This window comes from Ruegeria sp. YTSB088, assembly GCF_059609825.1.
The window spans coordinates 363,097-380,074 of sequence record NZ_JBXWMM010000003.1; the positions used below are offsets into that span (position 1 = coordinate 363,097).

At 60.2% G+C, this 16,978-nt stretch carries 18 protein-coding genes; 17 read left to right on the forward strand and 1 reads right to left on the reverse strand.

Annotated elements, in window-relative coordinates:
• Nucleotide 1 precedes the first annotated feature (1 nt).
• The 9 genes from rsmH to AC2FFA_RS07345 all read left to right on the forward strand — a co-directional run bounded on the left by rsmH (nt 2) and on the right by AC2FFA_RS07345 (nt 9,521).
• On the forward strand, nt 2–994 hold the full coding sequence (gene rsmH / locus AC2FFA_RS07305; RefSeq protein ID WP_496850821.1) for a 16S rRNA (cytosine(1402)-N(4))-methyltransferase RsmH: 993 nt from the start codon (nt 2–4) through the stop codon (nt 992–994).
• Complete coding sequence (gene ftsL / locus AC2FFA_RS07310) at nt 991–1,359, forward strand: cell division protein FtsL (protein ID WP_117868323.1); 369 nt, start codon at nt 991–993, stop codon at nt 1,357–1,359. The genes rsmH and ftsL overlap by 4 nt, the downstream gene beginning before the upstream one ends.
• Nucleotides 1,356–3,143 carry a peptidoglycan D,D-transpeptidase FtsI family protein gene (locus AC2FFA_RS07315; protein ID WP_496850823.1) on the forward strand — a complete coding sequence of 596 codons (1,788 nt, stop codon included), beginning with the start codon at nt 1,356–1,358 and terminating at the stop codon, nt 3,141–3,143. Before ftsL ends, AC2FFA_RS07315 begins: the two co-directional genes overlap by 4 nt.
• A 22-nt stretch (nt 3,144–3,165) precedes the next feature.
• A complete protein-coding gene (locus AC2FFA_RS07320) occupies nt 3,166–4,665 on the forward strand; it encodes a UDP-N-acetylmuramoyl-L-alanyl-D-glutamate--2,6-diaminopimelate ligase (protein ID WP_496850825.1) in 1,500 nt (499 codons plus the stop codon).
• Nucleotides 4,662–6,056 (forward strand): UDP-N-acetylmuramoyl-tripeptide--D-alanyl-D-alanine ligase, encoded by a 1,395-nt coding sequence (locus AC2FFA_RS07325; protein ID WP_496850827.1) that lies wholly within the window; start codon nt 4,662–4,664, stop codon nt 6,054–6,056. The genes AC2FFA_RS07320 and AC2FFA_RS07325 overlap by 4 nt, the downstream gene beginning before the upstream one ends.
• A gap of 36 nt (nt 6,057–6,092) precedes the next feature.
• Nucleotides 6,093–7,175, forward strand: coding sequence for a phospho-N-acetylmuramoyl-pentapeptide-transferase (mraY, locus tag AC2FFA_RS07330; protein ID WP_496850829.1), 1,083 nt, complete (start codon nt 6,093–6,095; stop codon nt 7,173–7,175).
• A 1-nt stretch (nt 7,176) separates the two neighbouring features.
• Nucleotides 7,177–7,644 (forward strand): hypothetical protein, encoded by a 468-nt coding sequence (locus tag AC2FFA_RS07335; RefSeq protein ID WP_496850831.1) that lies wholly within the window; start codon nt 7,177–7,179, stop codon nt 7,642–7,644.
• A complete protein-coding gene (gene murD, locus AC2FFA_RS07340; RefSeq protein WP_496850833.1) occupies nt 7,641–9,041 on the forward strand; it encodes a UDP-N-acetylmuramoyl-L-alanine--D-glutamate ligase in 1,401 nt (466 codons plus the stop codon). Before AC2FFA_RS07335 ends, murD begins: the two co-directional genes overlap by 4 nt.
• Nucleotides 9,042–9,146: 105 nt before the next feature.
• Nucleotides 9,147–9,521 (forward strand): glycine zipper family protein, encoded by a 375-nt coding sequence (locus AC2FFA_RS07345; RefSeq protein WP_254683773.1) that lies wholly within the window; start codon nt 9,147–9,149, stop codon nt 9,519–9,521.
• On the opposite strand, the gene AC2FFA_RS07350 is transcribed toward AC2FFA_RS07345, so the two are convergent.
• Nucleotides 9,518–10,699: a BaiN/RdsA family NAD(P)/FAD-dependent oxidoreductase gene (locus tag AC2FFA_RS07350; protein ID WP_496850835.1), complete on the reverse strand. Its 1,182-nt coding sequence runs from the start codon at nt 10,697–10,699 to the stop codon at nt 9,518–9,520. The genes AC2FFA_RS07345 and AC2FFA_RS07350 overlap by 4 nt on opposite strands.
• Before the next feature lie 191 nt (nt 10,700–10,890).
• Between AC2FFA_RS07350 and AC2FFA_RS07355 the strand changes: the two genes are divergently transcribed.
• The 8 genes from AC2FFA_RS07355 to murB all read left to right on the forward strand — a co-directional run bounded on the left by AC2FFA_RS07355 (nt 10,891) and on the right by murB (nt 16,951).
• Nucleotides 10,891–11,226, forward strand: coding sequence for a cupin domain-containing protein (locus AC2FFA_RS07355; RefSeq protein ID WP_117872617.1), 336 nt, complete (start codon nt 10,891–10,893; stop codon nt 11,224–11,226).
• 229 nt (nt 11,227–11,455) lie between these two features.
• Nucleotides 11,456–12,619: a putative lipid II flippase FtsW gene (gene ftsW, locus AC2FFA_RS07360; protein WP_117868332.1), complete on the forward strand. Its 1,164-nt coding sequence runs from the start codon at nt 11,456–11,458 to the stop codon at nt 12,617–12,619.
• The gene (locus AC2FFA_RS07365) at nt 12,619–13,716 is read left to right on the forward strand and encodes a UDP-N-acetylglucosamine--N-acetylmuramyl-(pentapeptide) pyrophosphoryl-undecaprenol N-acetylglucosamine transferase (protein ID WP_496850837.1); all 1,098 of its coding nucleotides are present in this window, start codon (nt 12,619–12,621) and stop codon (nt 13,714–13,716) included. The genes ftsW and AC2FFA_RS07365 overlap by 1 nt, the downstream gene beginning before the upstream one ends.
• Nucleotides 13,713–15,122: a UDP-N-acetylmuramate--L-alanine ligase gene (murC, locus tag AC2FFA_RS07370; RefSeq protein ID WP_496850839.1), complete on the forward strand. Its 1,410-nt coding sequence runs from the start codon at nt 13,713–13,715 to the stop codon at nt 15,120–15,122. The genes AC2FFA_RS07365 and murC overlap by 4 nt, the downstream gene beginning before the upstream one ends.
• Nucleotides 15,123–15,198: 76 nt before the next feature.
• Nucleotides 15,199–15,447, forward strand: coding sequence for a DUF2484 family protein (locus AC2FFA_RS07375; protein WP_205511894.1), 249 nt, complete (start codon nt 15,199–15,201; stop codon nt 15,445–15,447).
• A complete protein-coding gene (locus AC2FFA_RS07380; protein ID WP_496850841.1) occupies nt 15,444–15,710 on the forward strand; it encodes a DUF2484 family protein in 267 nt (88 codons plus the stop codon). Before AC2FFA_RS07375 ends, AC2FFA_RS07380 begins: the two co-directional genes overlap by 4 nt.
• 24 nt (nt 15,711–15,734) lie before the next feature.
• Nucleotides 15,735–16,028 carry a hypothetical protein gene (locus tag AC2FFA_RS07385; RefSeq protein ID WP_496850843.1) on the forward strand — a complete coding sequence of 98 codons (294 nt, stop codon included), beginning with the start codon at nt 15,735–15,737 and terminating at the stop codon, nt 16,026–16,028.
• Nucleotides 16,025–16,951 (forward strand): UDP-N-acetylmuramate dehydrogenase, encoded by a 927-nt coding sequence (gene murB / locus AC2FFA_RS07390; protein WP_117868337.1) that lies wholly within the window; start codon nt 16,025–16,027, stop codon nt 16,949–16,951. The genes AC2FFA_RS07385 and murB overlap by 4 nt, the downstream gene beginning before the upstream one ends.
• The last annotated feature ends 27 nt before the right edge of the window (nt 16,952–16,978 follow it).

A 16,978-nucleotide genomic window follows, 5' to 3' on the forward strand; every position in this document is an offset into this window, starting at 1 on the left:
CATGGCCGGCGCTGAGATCTCCTCCGACAAACCTCACGTTCCCGTTCTGTTGCGCCCCCTGCTGGCCGCGGTCGCACCTGTGTCCGGCGTCTGGCTGGACGGCACCTTCGGCGCAGGCGGGTACACCCGCGGATTGCTGGAGGCCGGGGCAGACAAGGTCATCGGCGTTGATCGTGATCCGCTGGCTTTTGATATGGCGTCAGAATGGGCGGGCGCCTATGGCGACCGGCTGGTGATGCAGCCCGGTGTGTTTTCTCGTTTGGACGAATATGCGCAGAATCTGGATGGCATTGTGCTGGACCTTGGCGTTTCCTCAATGCAGTTGGATCAGGCCGACCGTGGGTTTTCCTTCATGAAGGATGGCCCCTTGGACATGCGCATGAGCCAGGAGGGCGAAAGTGCCGCCGATCTGGTCAGCACCGCAACCGAGGCGCAGCTGGCCGACATCCTGTTCCACTATGGTGAAGAACGAGCCAGCCGCCGGATTGCCAAGGCGATTGTCAAAGCGCGCGCGGAAGAGCCGATCACCACGACCCTGCGTCTGGCCGAGATCATCGAATCCTGCCTGCCACGTCCGAAACCGGGGCAATCCCACCCGGCCACGCGCAGCTTTCAAGGGCTGCGGATCGCCGTGAATGCAGAATATGAAGAACTGTTTCAGGGGTTGATGGCCGCTGAGCGCGCATTGAAGCCTGGCGGGCAACTGGCTGTTGTCACATTCCACTCCATCGAAGACCGGATGGTGAAACGGTTCTTTCAGTCCCGCGCAGGCAAGACGGGGCGTGCGAACCGCTATGCGCCGGAAATTGAACAGGAACAGCCCCAATTCACGTTGAAAACCCGCAAGGCGGTGGGTCCTGACGAACAGGAATTGCGGGAAAACCCGCGTGCACGGTCAGCCAAACTGCGCGTGGCAATACGAACAGAGGCTCCGGCGGGGGAAATCGAATCGCGGGCCATCGGGATGCCGCAACTGGGGGGAAGGGCAAGATGAAGAGTGTTTTGTATGTGTTGACTGCTCTGTCCGTATTCGGCCTTGCCTTGTGGGCCTATCAGGAAAACTACCGAACCCAACAAGTGGTAAAGGAAACGCAGTCTTTGCAGCGCGAGATCGGAATGGCACAGGTGCGGCTGGCCGTTCTGGACGCGGAATGGGCCTATCTGAACCGCCCGGACAGGCTGCGCGAACTGGCCGACCTGAACTTTGAGCGCCTTGGCCTGCTGCCTTTGCGGGCCGAACAGTTCGGACGTGCGGATCAGATCGCCTATGCCGAAGACCCGGACCTGCCCGTGGTTGATCCGATTGAATTGCAGGCCATCACCGATATTCAGGCTTTGGGCGAGGTGCAGATTCCATGACACGCACCCCTTTGCGCCCCCTGGCCCGAATCCTTGATGCCCGCGCCCGGGGCGAAAACCCCAAGGCAATCGAACGTGAGAACATCCGCAAGCGTCACGAAGAGATGAAAGATCGCGCCCGCGCCCGCGCCGAAGGGCGTTTGCTGGTGCTTGGTCTATTCTTCTTCTGCGCTTTTTCAGTCGTTGGTGTCCGCATGGGCATGTTGGCAACCTCAGAAGCACAAGAGCCTCTGGCCAGCGCGCCGGGGGCGGCGATTGCCATGCAGCGCGCCAACATCGCCGATCGCGAAGGGCGCATACTGGCCACCAATCTGGACACTTATTCCGTCTACGCGCAGCCCCCTCTGATGATCGACCCCGGGGCGGCCGCGGACCAGCTGGTCGCGATCTTTCCTGATCTGGACAAAGAGCGGCTGATCAAGGACTTCACCAGCAATCGCAAATTCCTGTGGATCAAGAAACGCATTTCGCCCGAGCAGAAGCAGGCCGTGCATGACATCGGCGATCCGGGCATCCTGTTCGGCCCGCGAGAAATGCGGCTTTACCCCAACGGGCGGCTGGCCGCTCATATCCTGGGCGGGTCCGGTTTTGGGCGTGAAGGCGTCAGCGCCGCCGAAGTGATCGGCGTGGCCGGTGTGGAAAAGCAGTTCGACGACTATCTGCGCGATCCGGCCAATGGCAACAAGCCTCTGCAACTGTCGCTGGACCTGACCATTCAGGCCGCAGTTGAACAGGTTCTCTATGGCGGCATGAAGATCATGAATGCCAAGGGGGCCTCGGCCGTTCTGATGAACGCGCATACGGGCGAGGTCATTTCAGCTGCTTCGCTACCTTCTTTTGATCCGAATGACCGTCCGCGCCCGCCGACCTCGGGCTTTGACCCCTCGGACAGCCCGCTGTTCAACCGTTATGTGCAAGGCGTGTACGAACTGGGGTCCGTTTTCAAGATTTTCACCGCCGCGCAGGCCGTTGAACTTGGATTGGTGAATTCGAACACCATCATCGATACGTCCGGGCCGATGAAGATCGGCCGCTTTCCCATCGGCGAATTCAACGGTAAGAACTACGGCAAGATCAGCGTGGCGGATGTGATCGTCCACAGCTCGAACCGTGGCACGGGGCGTTTGGCTTTGCAAATCGGGGCCAAACGGCAGCAGGAGTTTCTGGACGCGCTTGGCATGTTCGATCCGACCCCTTTCGAGATTGTCGAGGCCAAGGGCGGCGTGCCGCTGAAGCCGAAGAAATGGGGCGAGCTCAGCACCGTGACAATTTCCTATGGCCATGGCCTGTCGACCAGTCCGATGCATCTGGCCGCCGGATATGCGGCGATTGCCAATGGCGGGCATTACGTAAGTCCGACAATCCTGCGCCAGAACGGCTCGCAATACGGGCCTCGTGTCATGTCACAGGACACCGCGCGTCAGGCGCAGAAAATGCTGCGCAAGGTGGTAACGGACGGCACCGCCAGTTTCGCCGAGGTCAAGGGCTATGACGTGGCGGGCAAAACCGGTACGGCCGACAAGCCCAAACCGCGCGGCGGGTATTACGACGACAAGGTCATTGCCACCTTTGCGACGATCTTCCCGGCCTACGACCCGCAATACGTTCTGATCGTCACGTTGGACGAGCCTTCGATCGTGGCCTACGGTGAAAAGCGTCGCACGGCCGGTTGGACTGCGGTGCCTGTTGCCGCCGAACTCATCGGTCGCGTCGCACCGTTGTTGGGGCTACGTCCCCGGCTTGAGCCTGAGGCGGGCGCTGCTATAACGCTGACCTCAAACTAGGCTGTCCGGCAAGAGGTGGGTCATGGGCACAAGGACGAAGAAACTCAGCCAGCTGGCCCTGACCGCAAGAGAGGGCGCAAACCCAGATATCACTGGTCTGGCCGTTGACAGCCGCGAGGTGAAAGACGGTTTTCTGTTTGCCGCGCTGCCCGGTTCCCGCGTTCATGGCGGAGAGTTCATCCAGTTTGCCCTGCGCATGGGGGCCACTGCGATCCTGACCGATGCCAGAGGGGCAGAGATCGCCGAGGCCGAGCTGGCAGCCTCAGACGCCGCGCTGGTCGTGGTGGAAGACCCGCGTCAGGCGCTGGCCGGTGCCGCGGCGCTGTGGTTCGGGGCGCAGCCGCAAACCATCGTGGCCGTCACGGGGACGAACGGTAAAACGTCTGTTTCCACCTTTGTCCGGCAGATCTGGACCGAGCTTGGCCATGCCGCCATCAACCTCGGCACCACCGGGGTCGAGGGCGCCTGGACAGCGCCGCTGGCCCATACCACGCCCGAGCCGATCACCTTGCACCGCTGTCTGGCCGAGGCGGCTGAAAACGGCGTGACCCATGCCGCAATGGAGGCGTCGTCCCACGGCCTTGAACAGCGCCGTCTTGATGGCGTTCACCTGACCGCCGCCGGTTTCTCGAACTTCACGCAGGATCATCTGGATTACCACGAAACCTTCGAGGCCTATTTCAACGCAAAGGCCGGTCTGTTCGACCGGGTTTTGCCGCAGGATGGAACAGCTGTCGTCAACCTGAGCGACCCTAAAGGGGCTCAGATCAGGCGGATTGCCGAGGCGCGTGGTCAGTCGGTGCTCACGGTCGGGCTGGGCGATGCCGATCTGTGCCTGATCAACCAACGGTTCGACGCGACGGGGCAAGACCTGCGCTTTGCGTGGCAGGGTCGTGCGTTCCAGACCCGCCTGAATCTGATCGGAGGATTTCAGGCCGAAAACATTCTGCTGGCCTGTGGGCTGGTCATCGCAGCCGGGGACGGCCCCGAACGCGTTTTTGAAACTCTGCCCCACCTGACAACGGTTCGCGGGCGGATGCAACTAGCCGCCACGCGTGACAATGGCGCGACGGTGTTCGTGGACTATGCCCACACGCCTGACGCTGTCGCCACAGCACTCAAGGCGCTGCGCCCGCATGTGATGGGCCGTCTGATTGCCATTGTTGGCGCGGGCGGGGATCGCGACGCCACCAAGCGCCCGTTGATGGGCAAGGCGGCAGCCAACCACGCTGATGTGGTCTTTGTCACCGACGACAACCCGCGCAGCGAAGATCCGGCTGTGATCCGTGCGGCCGTGATGGCAGGCGCTTCAGAGGCCGCCGGCAAAGTCAGCGTGACCGAAGTCGGCGACCGTGCCGAGGCCATATTGCGTGGAATTGATGCGTTGCAACCGGGCGACGCTCTGCTGATTGCCGGAAAGGGCCATGAATCCGGACAGATCGTGGGGGATCAGGTTCTGCCCTTCGACGATGTGGAACAGGCCAGCATTTCCGTGGCAGCACTGGACGGGAGGGTCGCATGACGCTCTGGACAGCATCTGATGCGGTTGAAGCGACCGGTGGGCAGGCCACGATCGACTGGGTGGCAAATGGTGTTTCCATCGACACCCGCACCCTTCAGCCCGGCGATCTGTTCGTGGCGCTGAAAGCGTCGCGGGACGGGCATGATTTCGTAGCTCAGGCGTTGGAAAAAGGGGCAGGCGCCGCGCTGGTTTCCCGTTTTCCGGACGATGTACCCGTAGGAGCCCCCCTGCTGATCGTCCAAGACGTGCAGGCAGGTCTTGAAGCGTTGGGGCAGGCGGCACGGGCACGAACTGGTGCGCGCGTGGTCGGCGTGACGGGCAGTGTGGGTAAAACGTCGACCAAGGAAATGCTGGCGACAATCTTGGAAACGCAAGGGAAAACCCACGCCAGCGTCGCCAGTTACAACAACCACTGGGGCGTGCCACTGACCCTTGCGCGGATGCCGCATGACACCGAGTTTGCGGTGATCGAGATCGGCATGAATCATCCGGGTGAAATTGCCCCTCTCGCCAAACAGGCCCGCCCGCATGTGGCGCTGGTTACGACCGTGGCGGCGGTGCATCTGGAAGCCTTCGAGTCGGTGGCCGACATTGCGCAAGAAAAAGCGGCGATCTTCGAAGGGCTCGAACCCGACGGGGCTGCAATCGTCAACGCAGATATCGACCACGCGGACATCTTGCGCCAAACAGCGGTGGAGCAGGGGGCAGGGGTTGTCGATTTTGGCCGGAACGCAGCGGACTACCGGCTAACCGATGCTCGGGCAGAAGCCGACGCAGTGAATGCCGAAGCAAAGGTTGGTGATCACGTGATCCGGTTTGAGGTGAACTCTGCCGGTACGCATTTCGCCATGAACGCTCTTGGCGCACTGGCGGCCTGCGTCGAATTGGGGGTCGATCTGGATCAGGCCATCGCGGGCCTGAATGCGTGGTCGCCCGTCAAGGGGCGCGGGGTACGCGAAAGCTTGCCATTGTCAGGAGGTGGGCGGATCGAACTTTTGGATGACAGCTATAACGCAAACCCGACCTCGATGGAGGCTGCTCTGGATGTATTGGCCGCCTCTGGCGGTATCCGCCGCATTGCGTTTTTGGGTGACATGAAGGAACTGGGCGCCCAGGAAGAGGCCATGCATGCCGCCATGGCAGGTATCAAGGCGATGGAGCATGTAGATCAGGTCCATTGCATCGGGCCGTTGATGCAGTCGATGTACTACGCGCTGCCAGAAAAGAAACGTGGACTCTGGTTCGCAACCAGCGCCGAAATGGCCGAACATCTACCTGCGTTGATCCGGGATGGCGACACGGTGCTCGCCAAGGGTTCACTCAGCATGGCATTGGCCGTGATTGTTGACGGTCTGCGCAAAATGGGGCAAGGGGGCGCGCTTGATGGGTGAACATGCCCGCGCGCCTCGTGTGAGAAAGGTATTGTCATGCTGTACTGGTTGACCGCTCTGTCGGACGGAGGGGATTTCTGGAACCTCTTCCGGTATATCACCTTCCGCGCAGGCGGTGCCTTCATGACCGCGCTGATCTTTGGGTTCATCTTCGGAAAACCCCTGATCAACGTGCTGCGCAAGAAACAGGGCAAGGGCCAGCCAATCCGTGACGACGGCCCCGAAGGGCATTTTTCCAAGGCAGGCACACCGACAATGGGCGGGTTGCTGATTGTCGGCGCTCTGGTCACGTCAACCCTTGTCTGGGCGCGGTTGGACAACCCGTATGTCTGGATGGTTCTTTTTGTGACCTTGTCATATGCGGCAATCGGTTTCGCGGATGACTACGCAAAGGTTTCAAAACAGAACACGCAAGGGGTTTCGGGCCGGATGCGTCTGGCTTTGGGCGTGATCATCGCCGTGCTGGCCTCGCTTTGGGCCACGTTGCACCATCCCGAAGCCTTACAGAACCAGCTGGCGGTTCCGGTGCTCAAGGATACGCTGCTCAATCTGGGAGTTTTTTACATCCCGTTTTCGATTGTCGTGATTGTGGGGGCTGCCAACGCGGTGAACCTGACCGACGGTCTGGACGGGCTGGCCATCATGCCGGCGATGATTGCGGCCTCGACTCTGGGCGTGATCGCCTATGCGGTGGGCCGGGTCGACTTTACCGAGTATCTGGACGTGCATTACGTCCCGGGCACCGGTGAGATCTTCATCTTCACCTCCGCGCTGTTCGGAGCGGGGCTCGGGTTCCTGTGGTACAACGCCCCCCCGGCGGCAGTGTTCATGGGCGACACCGGGTCGCTGGCCCTGGGCGGCGCATTGGGCGCAATTGCCGTGGCCACCAAGCACGAGCTGGTTCTGGCCGTGGTCGGCGGCCTGTTCGTGGTCGAGGCGCTGAGCGTGATCATTCAGGTCCTCTACTTCAAACGCACCGGCAAGCGGGTCTTCCTGATGGCCCCGATCCATCATCATTATGAGAAAAAAGGCTGGGCCGAACCGACCATCGTGATCCGCTTCTGGATCATCTCGCTGATTCTGGCGATGATCGGTCTGGCGACGCTGAAGGTGCGGTGAAGTGATCAATTTTCTTGAATACCTACGACCACACATTGAATGGGTTGCCAATTCAATTCGATCACTTGTTGCCGCATTGGTTCTGGCGTGGGGTGTTTGGTACGTGGCTGAGTTGTTTGCAACGGAGAGTAACGCGAAGAGGTGGTTAGCCTTTTTCTCGGCAATAGCGGTGATTTTACCGTTCATTTATTGTTTGTTGTGCAATGCACTCCTGATTTCGCTTCGAGGGCTGAAATATATTTCTCAGGATCAAGGCTTCAAAGCTGTTGAGAAGTTGGGTTGGGGTCTGCAGTTGCGGGTAATAGCCATAGCCTTAGGAATCGCATTGATCTTGTTGCCCTTTACCATTGTAACACTCTTTGACGGATACAGGGCCGCGTTGTCGATTTCTTGGGGTATCCTGATTGTCTACACGATCGTTGCTGCTCTGTTAGTATTGTTGTGGAGCAAAAAAGGAACGAAGGTTTGATCCCGGTCAAAGGCTTTTCAGGACAGAAAGTTGCGGTTCTGGGGCTGGGCCGGTCCGGCTTGACTACAGCCCGCGCCTTGCACGCAGGCGGGGCAGAACCGGTCTGCTGGGATGACAACCCAGCGGCCCGTGATACCGCCGAGGAAGAAGGCTTCACCTGCGCCGACCTGCGCAAGCATGGAGCGTTTGAAGACATCGCCTCGCTGATCGTCTCACCGGGCATTCCGCATCTCTATCCCGAACCGAACCCTGTGGTGGCCGCAGCCCTGGATGCAGGCGTGCCGGTGGACAATGACATCGGCCTGTTCTTCCGCTCCTTTGCCGGACCAGAATGGAACAACTACGACACGCCTCCGCGCGTGATCGCGGTGACGGGATCGAATGGAAAATCGACGACCGCCGCTCTGACCCACCACATTCTGACCGAGGCCGGGCGCGAGGTGCAGTTGGCGGGCAATATCGGGCGCGGGGTTCTGGATATCGATCCGGGCGGCGACGGTTCGGTCGTGGTGCTTGAACTGAGCAGCTATCAGACGGAACTGGCCCGTTCGCTGACCCCCGATGTGGCGGTATTCACCAATCTGTCGCCCGATCATCTGGACCGACATGGTGGTATGGGTGGCTATTTCGCAGCCAAGCGGCGTCTCTTTGCCGAAGGCGGCCCCGACCGCGCGATCATCAGTGTCGACGAAACCGAAGGCGCGTTTCTGGCGGGGCAACTGGCCGAAGGCCCTGCGGATGACCGGGTGATCCGTGTCTCGGTCGCGCGGAAACTGACCGGGCCGGGCTGGCAGGTTTTTGCGCGCAAAGGGTTCCTGTCGGAATACCGCAAGGGGCGGCAGGCGGGGTCTATCGACCTCCGCGCGATCAAGGGTTTGCCTGGTGCGCATAATCACCAGAATGCTTGCGCGGCCTACGCGGCCTGCCGGTCGCTGGGCCTTGCTCCCCGCGTGATCGAAGACGCGCTGCATTCCTATCCGGGTCTGCCGCATCGCAGCCAGATCATCGCCGAGGCGGATGGGGTCACCTATGTCAACGACTCCAAGGCGACCAATGTCGACAGCGCCCTGAAAGCGCTTATGGCGTTCAAAAAGATCCGATGGATTTGCGGCGGTCTTGAGAAAGAGGGCGGCATATCAGCCCTGAACACGGCGACGGGCGAGGTCATCAAGGCGTATGTGATCGGACGCGAAGCGGCTGGTTTTGCGATGCAGCTCGAGGCGGATACGCAGGTCTGTACGACGATGTCTGAAGCCGTTGAGCAGGCCATGGCGGATGCCCGACCTGGCGAGACAGTCCTACTGGCACCGGCTGCTGCCAGTTTCGACCAGTATGACAACTTCGAACAGCGCGGAGAGGATTTTGCAACGCAGGTCAGGCTCAGGCTGACAGAATAGCCATTTGCAATAGACCGCCGGCTGGGCCAAGCTTGGATGCTATCAGCTTGACGCGGCACCACTATTGGTTTTGCTTGCCTACAGACTCAACACGAGGTTATGACTATGCCATTTCGTAGACTTTCTCTGATCCTGCCTGCCATTCTTGTTGCAGGGGCCTGCACCAATACGGGTGCTAACTATCAGCCTATCGTGGACGGCCCGGTCGGTCCGAACTACAACGTGGATCTGCAGCAATGCCAACAACTGGCGGCATCGCAGGGCAGCGTTGATGGCTCTACCGCAGGGAACGCAGCAATTGGCGCAGTGGGTGCCGCGGCCGTTACTGGGATCGTTCAGGACAGCAGCGACAATCTTGGTCGCGCGGCTGTGGCAGGTGCCCTGGTTGGCGCTGGCGCAGATGTCATCAATAAAAACCAGAACAAAGAAGTCGTGGTGCGCAACTGCATGCGTGGGCGCGGGTATAACGTCGTAGGCTAATGCTCGGCGGCAATTGCAATACCTGCGGCATGGCCTGATGACCATGCCCACTGGAAATTGTAACCGCCCAACCACCCGGTGACATCCACCGCTTCACCAATCGCATAGAGGCCGGGGACATCCCTGGCCTCCATCGTTTTCGAGGACAAGTCATCCGTGTCGATCCCGCCCAAGGTGACTTCGGCGGTGCGATACCCTTCGGTTCCCGACGGCACCAGTTGCCACGCAGACAAGGCCGAGGTCAGCTCGGCCAGTTTCGTGTCTGACTGATCCGCCAGCTTCCCGGACATCGGAATGATCCGGCACAGGTAGTCGACCAGCCGGGCCGGCAGATGCCGCGCCAATTCAGTGGTCAGCGCCTTGCGACCTGCGCTTTGCCGCTGTGCGCGCAACAGATCAAGCAGGGACAGATCGGGGATCAGGTTCACCCGGATGGCCTCACCTTCGCGCCAGTATGACGACAATTGCAAAACTGACGGTCCGCTGAGGCCGCGATGGGTGAACAGCAGCGCCTCGTCAAAGCTGGTTCGATCATTCGACAGTCGCACGGGCAGGGAAACGCCGGACAGGTCCCTGAACCGCCCATCCGAGAAGGTAAATGGCACCAATGCAGCGCGTGTTTCAGTCATGCGCAGACCGAATTGCCCGGCAATGTCATAGGCCAGCCCGGTCGCGCCCATCTTGGGGATCGATTTTCCGCCCGTTGCCAGCACCAGATTGGTGCAGGTCAGGTGCTGCCGCTGTCCTTCACGTTCAACCTCCAGTGCAAAGCCGCTTTCGGTCTTGCGCAGATCACGCAGAGAGGTTTGAACCCACAGCTCTGCTCCTGCACCGCTTAATTCATCCAGCAACATCCGGATGATCTGTTTCGAAGAGCCATCGCAGAATAGCTGGCCCAGGGTTTTTTCATGCCAGGCGATGTTGTGACGTCCGACCAGATCGATGAATTCCCACTGCGTGTATTTTGCAAGGGCGGATTTGCAGAAATGCGGGTTCTGCGACAGAAAATTGCCCGGCCCCGCATAGATGTTGGTGAAATTGCAGCGCCCACCGCCCGAGATGCGGATTTTCTCGCCGGGTGCCTTGGCGTGATCAATCACCAGCACGCGCCCACCGCAATGGGCCGCACACATCATGCCGGCAGCCCCGGCTCCAAGGATGATCGTGTCGTAGGTCATGTGCTGCGCATGGCGTGGATTAATCGGGATGGCAAGGCCTCATGCCGAAGTAGTGCATGAGACGCACTACCCGCGCATTCCCAGATTTGAGGTCGACCGACATGGCGATTGCCAGATGTTCAGCGCGCTGTCATGCTGCGGCTTTAACGCAAACAGGCTTTGACAAAACAAGCTGGCAAAAGGAATTTCCAATGCAGTTTCCCGAATTTATTTCGTCATTTCCAAAACTGGATGTGCCTTTTCCTGAAGACGTGGTGCAAACGGCCGTCATTCGATCAGATGCAGGGCTGGTCGCTTTCTTCACTTTCCTCAAGGACATGGAGCTTCCCCTGCATTCGCATGGTGCCCAATGGGGGACAGTAGTCGAGGGGGAAATTGAACTCACTATCGGTGGCCAGACCCGCACGTACCGCCCCGGCGACAGCTACTCGATCCCAAGCGGTGTGGAGCACGGAGGGATCATCAAGGCGGGGTCTCGTGTCATCGATGTGTTTGAAGAGCCCGACCGATATCCGATCAAAGGTTAGCGCAATGAGCAACGCCTTGTAGGTTTAATCACACGCCGCTCCACCAAGTGGCGCGGCTAACACTGCAATTTCCTAGGTCAGCCAGATGCAGAAGGGGGACACCTTGGGCATGGCAGGTTGATTTCTGCCTTATTGCTTCATTCTGCTAGCCCAAAAACAAAAATCCCTGTAATGTCACAAGCAGACCCCGAAAACGGGGCGTTGACGAGGCAGAGAGTGGCGGTATCTCATGACTGAGATGGTGTATGGCGCGGTCCAGGACCAGCGCGGCGAACCGATTCTACCGAAATGGTGGCGTACAATCGATCGCTGGACGATGTCCTGCGTTCTGATCCTGTTTGCCATCGGTCTGTTGCTGGGGCTGGCTTCTTCGCCACCGCTGGCCGGGCGAAACGGGTTCGATCCGTTCCATTATGTCGAACGTCAGGCCATCTTCGGCGGATTGGCGCTGATTGCGATGCTGCTGACCTCGATGATGTCGCCGACGCTGGTGCGGCGGCTGGCAGTGCTGGGCTTCCTGGGGGCATTCGTGGCGCTGGTTTTCCTACCCGTGTTCGGAACTGATTTTGGCAAGGGCGCGGTGCGCTGGTACTCGCTGGGGTTTGCCTCGCTTCAGCCGTCCGAGTTTCTTAAACCCGGCTTCATCGTCGTCGCTGCATGGCTGCTGGCTGCCTCACAAGAGATAAACGGCCCGCCGGGGCGGATCTGGTCGTTTGCCCTTTGCATGGCGATAGTCGGCATGCTGGTGATGCAGCCTGATTTCGGCCAGGCCTGCCTGATCCTGTTCGGCTGGGGGGTGATGTACTTTGTCGCCGGGGCGCCGATGCTGCTGCTGGTCGGAATGGCCGGGTTTGTTGTCCTGGGTGGTATGTTTGCCTATTCTAATTCTGAACATTTTGCCCGTCGTATCGATGGCTTCCTGAATCAAGAGGTCGATCCGACCACGCAGTTGGGCTATGCCACCAACGCCATTCGTGAAGGTGGTTTGTTCGGTGTCGGGGTGGGTGAGGGGCAGGTGAAATGGTCTCTTCCGGACGCGCATACCGATTTCATCATTGCCGTCGCGGCCGAGGAATACGGCCTGATCCTGGTGCTCATCATCATCGCGCTTTATTCGTTGATCGTGGTACGCTCGCTGCTACGCCTGATGCGGGAACGCGACATGTTCATCCGTCTGGCGGGCACCGGTCTGGCGTGCATGTTCGGCGTGCAGGCGATGATCAACATGGGTGTTGCGGTACGTCTGCTGCCCGCGAAGGGTATGACGCTGCCTTTTGTCAGCTATGGCGGCTCATCGCTGATTGCAGGCGGTATTGCGGTCGGCATGCTGCTGGCCTTTACCCGAAACCGCCCACAGGGCGAACTTGGCGATATTCTACGCGGACGAGGATAATGGGGACTCCATATCTGTTGATTGCGGCTGGTGGGACTGGGGGGCACATGTTCCCCGCTCAGGCGCTGGCCGAGGCGATGCTGAACAAGGGCTGGCGAGTGCGCCTGTCTACCGACCCGCGCGGCGCCCGCTATACTGGAGGTTTCCCGCATTCGACCGAGATTGTCGAGGCGTCCTCAGCCACTTTCGCGCGTGGCGGCCTGGTGGCCAAGGCTATGGCCGGTCCCAAGATCGCGGGCGGCATCGCCAGCACGGTGTTCCAGATGATGCGGGACAAGCCCGATGTTGTTGTGGGCTTCGGCGGGTATCCTTCGATCCCGGCGCAGAGCGCAGCGACCATGCTTAAAATCCCCCGCATGATCCACGAACAGAACGGAGTGTTGGGGCGTGTGAACCAGTTGTTCGCCACCCGCGTCGCGCAGGTGGCCTGCGGCGTCTGGCCCACGGACCTGCCCGAAGGCGCACATGGCATCCACACTGGCAACCCGGTCCGGGCTGCCGTTCTGGACCGCGCCGCAGCCGGTTACATTCCGCCCGGTGATTACCCGATGTCGGTCCTTGTCATGGGCGGGTCGCAAGGCGCCCGCATCCTCAGCGATGTTGTGCCCGGAGCCATCGCCGAACTGCCCGAAGACATCCGCAATCACATCCGCGTCTCGCATCAGGCGCGGGACGAGGACGGCGAGCGCGTCACAGCCTTCTACAACGACCACGGCATTCGCGCCGATGTGCAGCCCTTCTTCGATGATGTCCCCCGTCGCATGTCGGATGCCCAGCTGGTGATCTCACGTTCGGGCGCGTCCAGCGTTGCCGATATCTCGGTCATCGGGCGCCCGTCGATCCTGATCCCCTTTGCCGCAGCCGCCGGAGATCATCAGACGGCCAACGCACGTGGGTTGGTACAGGCGGGCGGGGCCATCATGATCCCGGAAAAGGCACTTGACGTTCCTGCGTTGACACAGCAAATCACCACGGTTCTCACGAACCCTGAAGCCGCACAGAAAATGGCCCACGCCGCCTTGTCTGTCGGGGCACCCGACGCCACCGAGCGTCTGGCTGCCCTCGTCGAGCAATTGGCGCAGAAGGAGACCACATGAACCCAGCAACCAAACTTCCGCAGGACGTGGGGCCGATTCACTTTGTGGGAATCGGCGGGATCGGGATGTCAGGTATCGCCGAGGTGCTGCTCAATCTGGGTTACCGGGTGCAAGGCTCGGACCTCAAGGCATCGAAGATCACCGACCGGCTGGCAAGTCTGGGGGCCGAGATCTTTGTCGGTCAACGTGCTGAGAACCTTGAAAATGCTGCGGTTGTAGTTGTTTCGACCGCGATCAAACCGGGCAATCCGGAACTGGACGAAGCCCGGGCGCAGGGCCTGCCTGTTGTCCGCAGGGCTGACATGTTGGCCGAACTGATGCGCTTGCGCTCGAATATTGCCATCGCGGGGACTCATGGCAAGACGACCACGACCACCATGATGGCCGAACTGATGGTGGCGGGGGATTTCGACCCGACTGTGATCAATGGCGGCATCATCCATGCCTATGGCTCGAATGCCCGTATGGGACAGGGCGAATGGATGGTCGTCGAAGCGGATGAATCCGACGGCTCGTTCAACCGCCTGCCCGCGACCATCGCCATCGTCACCAATATCGACCCCGAGCATATGGAGCATTGGGGCGATTTCGACAAATTGCGCGACGGCTTCCATGAATTCGTATCGAACCTGCCTTTCTATGGCCTGGCCGTCTGTTGCACGGATCACGCCGAGGTGCAGGCGCTTGTCGGGCGTGTCACCGACCGTCGAGTGCGCACTTATGGCTTCAACGCGCAGGCCGACGTGCGGGCCGAGAACCTGACCTACAAAGTCGGCGTTGCGCATTTTGATATCCATCTGCAATACGAAGACAAGGTGATCGAAGGCTGCACCCTGCCGATGCCCGGAGACCATAATGTCTCGAACGCGCTGTCCGCCGTGGCCGTTGCCCGCCATCTGGGCATGAAAGCCTCGGAAATCCGCGAAGCGCTGGCCAATTTTGGCGGCGTCAACCGTCGCTTCACCAAGGTCGGAGAAGTCGACGGCGTCACCATCATCGACGACTACGGCCACCACCCGGTCGAAATTGCGGCTGTTCTGAAAGCCGCGCGTCAGGCGACCGAAGGCCGCGTGATCGCCGTGCACCAACCGCATCGCTATTCGCGCCTGTCCAACCTGTTCGACGATTTCTGCACCTGTTTCAACGACGCCGATGTCGTGGCCATTGCCGACATTTTTGCCGCCGGCGAAGACCCGATCGAAGGCGCATCGCGTGATGATCTGGTACAGGGCCTGATCCGTCACGGTCACCGTCACGCCCGCGCGCTGCTGGACGAAAACGATCTTGAACGACTTGTGCTGGAACAGGCCCGTCCTGGCGATATGGTGGTCTGTCTCGGGGCCGGCACGATCAGCGCCTGGGCCAATGCTCTGCCCGAGAGATTGCAACGAAAACAAGCTGTTTGACGTCCCTTCTGTTTGGCACACAACCTGAAAGTGTGGTAACCTGCCCGCAACTGTCGCATATCCTCGGAGGGGACAAGTGGACTATTCGATGATCCTTGCCGCCCTCTGGGTGATCTGTGCCACGATCGTGGCGTTCTTGCCGATGCGCCTGCAGTTCCCGCCGGGCGTGACCCTGCTGATCTGTGCTCCGGTTCTGATCGTCTGGCTGGGTTATGACCACGGTTGGTTCTGGTCCGTTTTTGCCTTTGGCGGTTTCGTTTCGATGTTCCGCAACCCCATCCGGTTCTATTGGCGGAAATGGGTGCGAGGGGAGGTCATGGAGTGAACTTGTCCATCGCCCTTGCCGGTCTGTGGGGCGTTTCCGCGAATCTGCTGGCAATGATCCCCAGCAAAGACAACCACTGGACGCGCGCCTATATCCTGATCGCCGTGGGCATTCCGATTCTGGGGTATGTCACCTATCAAAACGGCCCGTGGATCGGCTTGCTGGTGCTGGCCATGGGGATGTCCGTGCTGCGCTGGCCCGTCATTTATCTGACCCGTTGGACAAAGACGAAAATGCAGGGCATGAAGGCGGCTGACGAATAACCGGCCAGTTTCAGGAGGTCCGCCATGGCGTCGGTCGCTACATTTGCCTATCTGCCAATTCTGTCTTTTCTGCTTGGTGCCGCCGCCGGTTTCACCGCGGGCCGCTGGCTGGGCCTGCGCGGCTTGTTATGGCTGATCGGTCTGGCCTCGGCCGTCGGCTTGGCGTTGATGGTCGTGCTGGCCGGAATTGGCACTGGTGAAGAAGAACAGGCCTTCGGCCCTCTGGTCTGGCTGACCGCCGGCGTACTTCCCTTTCTGTTCGCCACGATCATGGGGGGTGTGGGCGGACGCAGCCTGGCGGTGCGCGCAGACATATGACAACGCTTCCTGCTCCCAAAGGTCGCCTGTCTCGGGCGCGTCCTCTCTCTGACCTCACGTGGCTTCGTGTTGGCGGTCCGGCTGATTACCTGTTCCAGCCTGCCGATGTCGAAGACCTGCAAGCGTTCCTGCGGGAACTGCCCGCAGAAACCCCGATCTTTCCGATCGGTGTCGGTTCGAACCTGATTGTTCGGGATGGGGGTCTGCGGGCCGTTGTGGTCCGGTTGGGGCGCGGGTTCAATACGATCTCGGTTGACGGCAATACGGTTACGGCAGGGGCTGCGGCGCTGGATGCGCATGTGGCGCGCAAGGCGGCGGACGCCGGTGTCGACCTGACCTTTCTGCGCACCATTCCGGGATCCGTCGGCGGTGCGGTGCGCATGAATGCAGGGTGTTATGGCAGTTACACGGCGGATGTGTTGCGTAAGGCCATCATTGTCACCCGGCAAGGGGACCTTGTGGACCTAACACCCGAAGACTTGAATTTTCGCTATCGCCAGACGGACCTGCCGGAAGGTGCAGTGCTGATTTCGGCTGTGTTCGAGGCCCCTTCAGGCAATCCCGAAGATCTCCATACCCGTATGGAGGCGCAGTTGAAAAAACGCGACGAAACCCAGCCCACCAAGGATCGCAGCGCGGGGTCGACCTTTCGCAATCCGGCCGGGTTTTCCTCGACCGGGCAGGCGGATGATGTGCATGATCTCAAGGCGTGGAAGGTGATCGATGACGCGGGCATGCGCGGCGCGACGCTTGGCGGTGCGCAGATGAGCCCGAAACACTCGAATTTCCTGATCAATACCGGCTCGGCCACCGCTGCCGACCTCGAAGGCCTTGGCGAAGAGGTGCGAAAAAAGGTTTACGAAACAAGCGGCATCACGCTAGAGTGGGAAATCATGCGGGTCGGAGATCCGCTGAAAGAATAAAGCCCGGACCGTCAGACCAAAACAGGC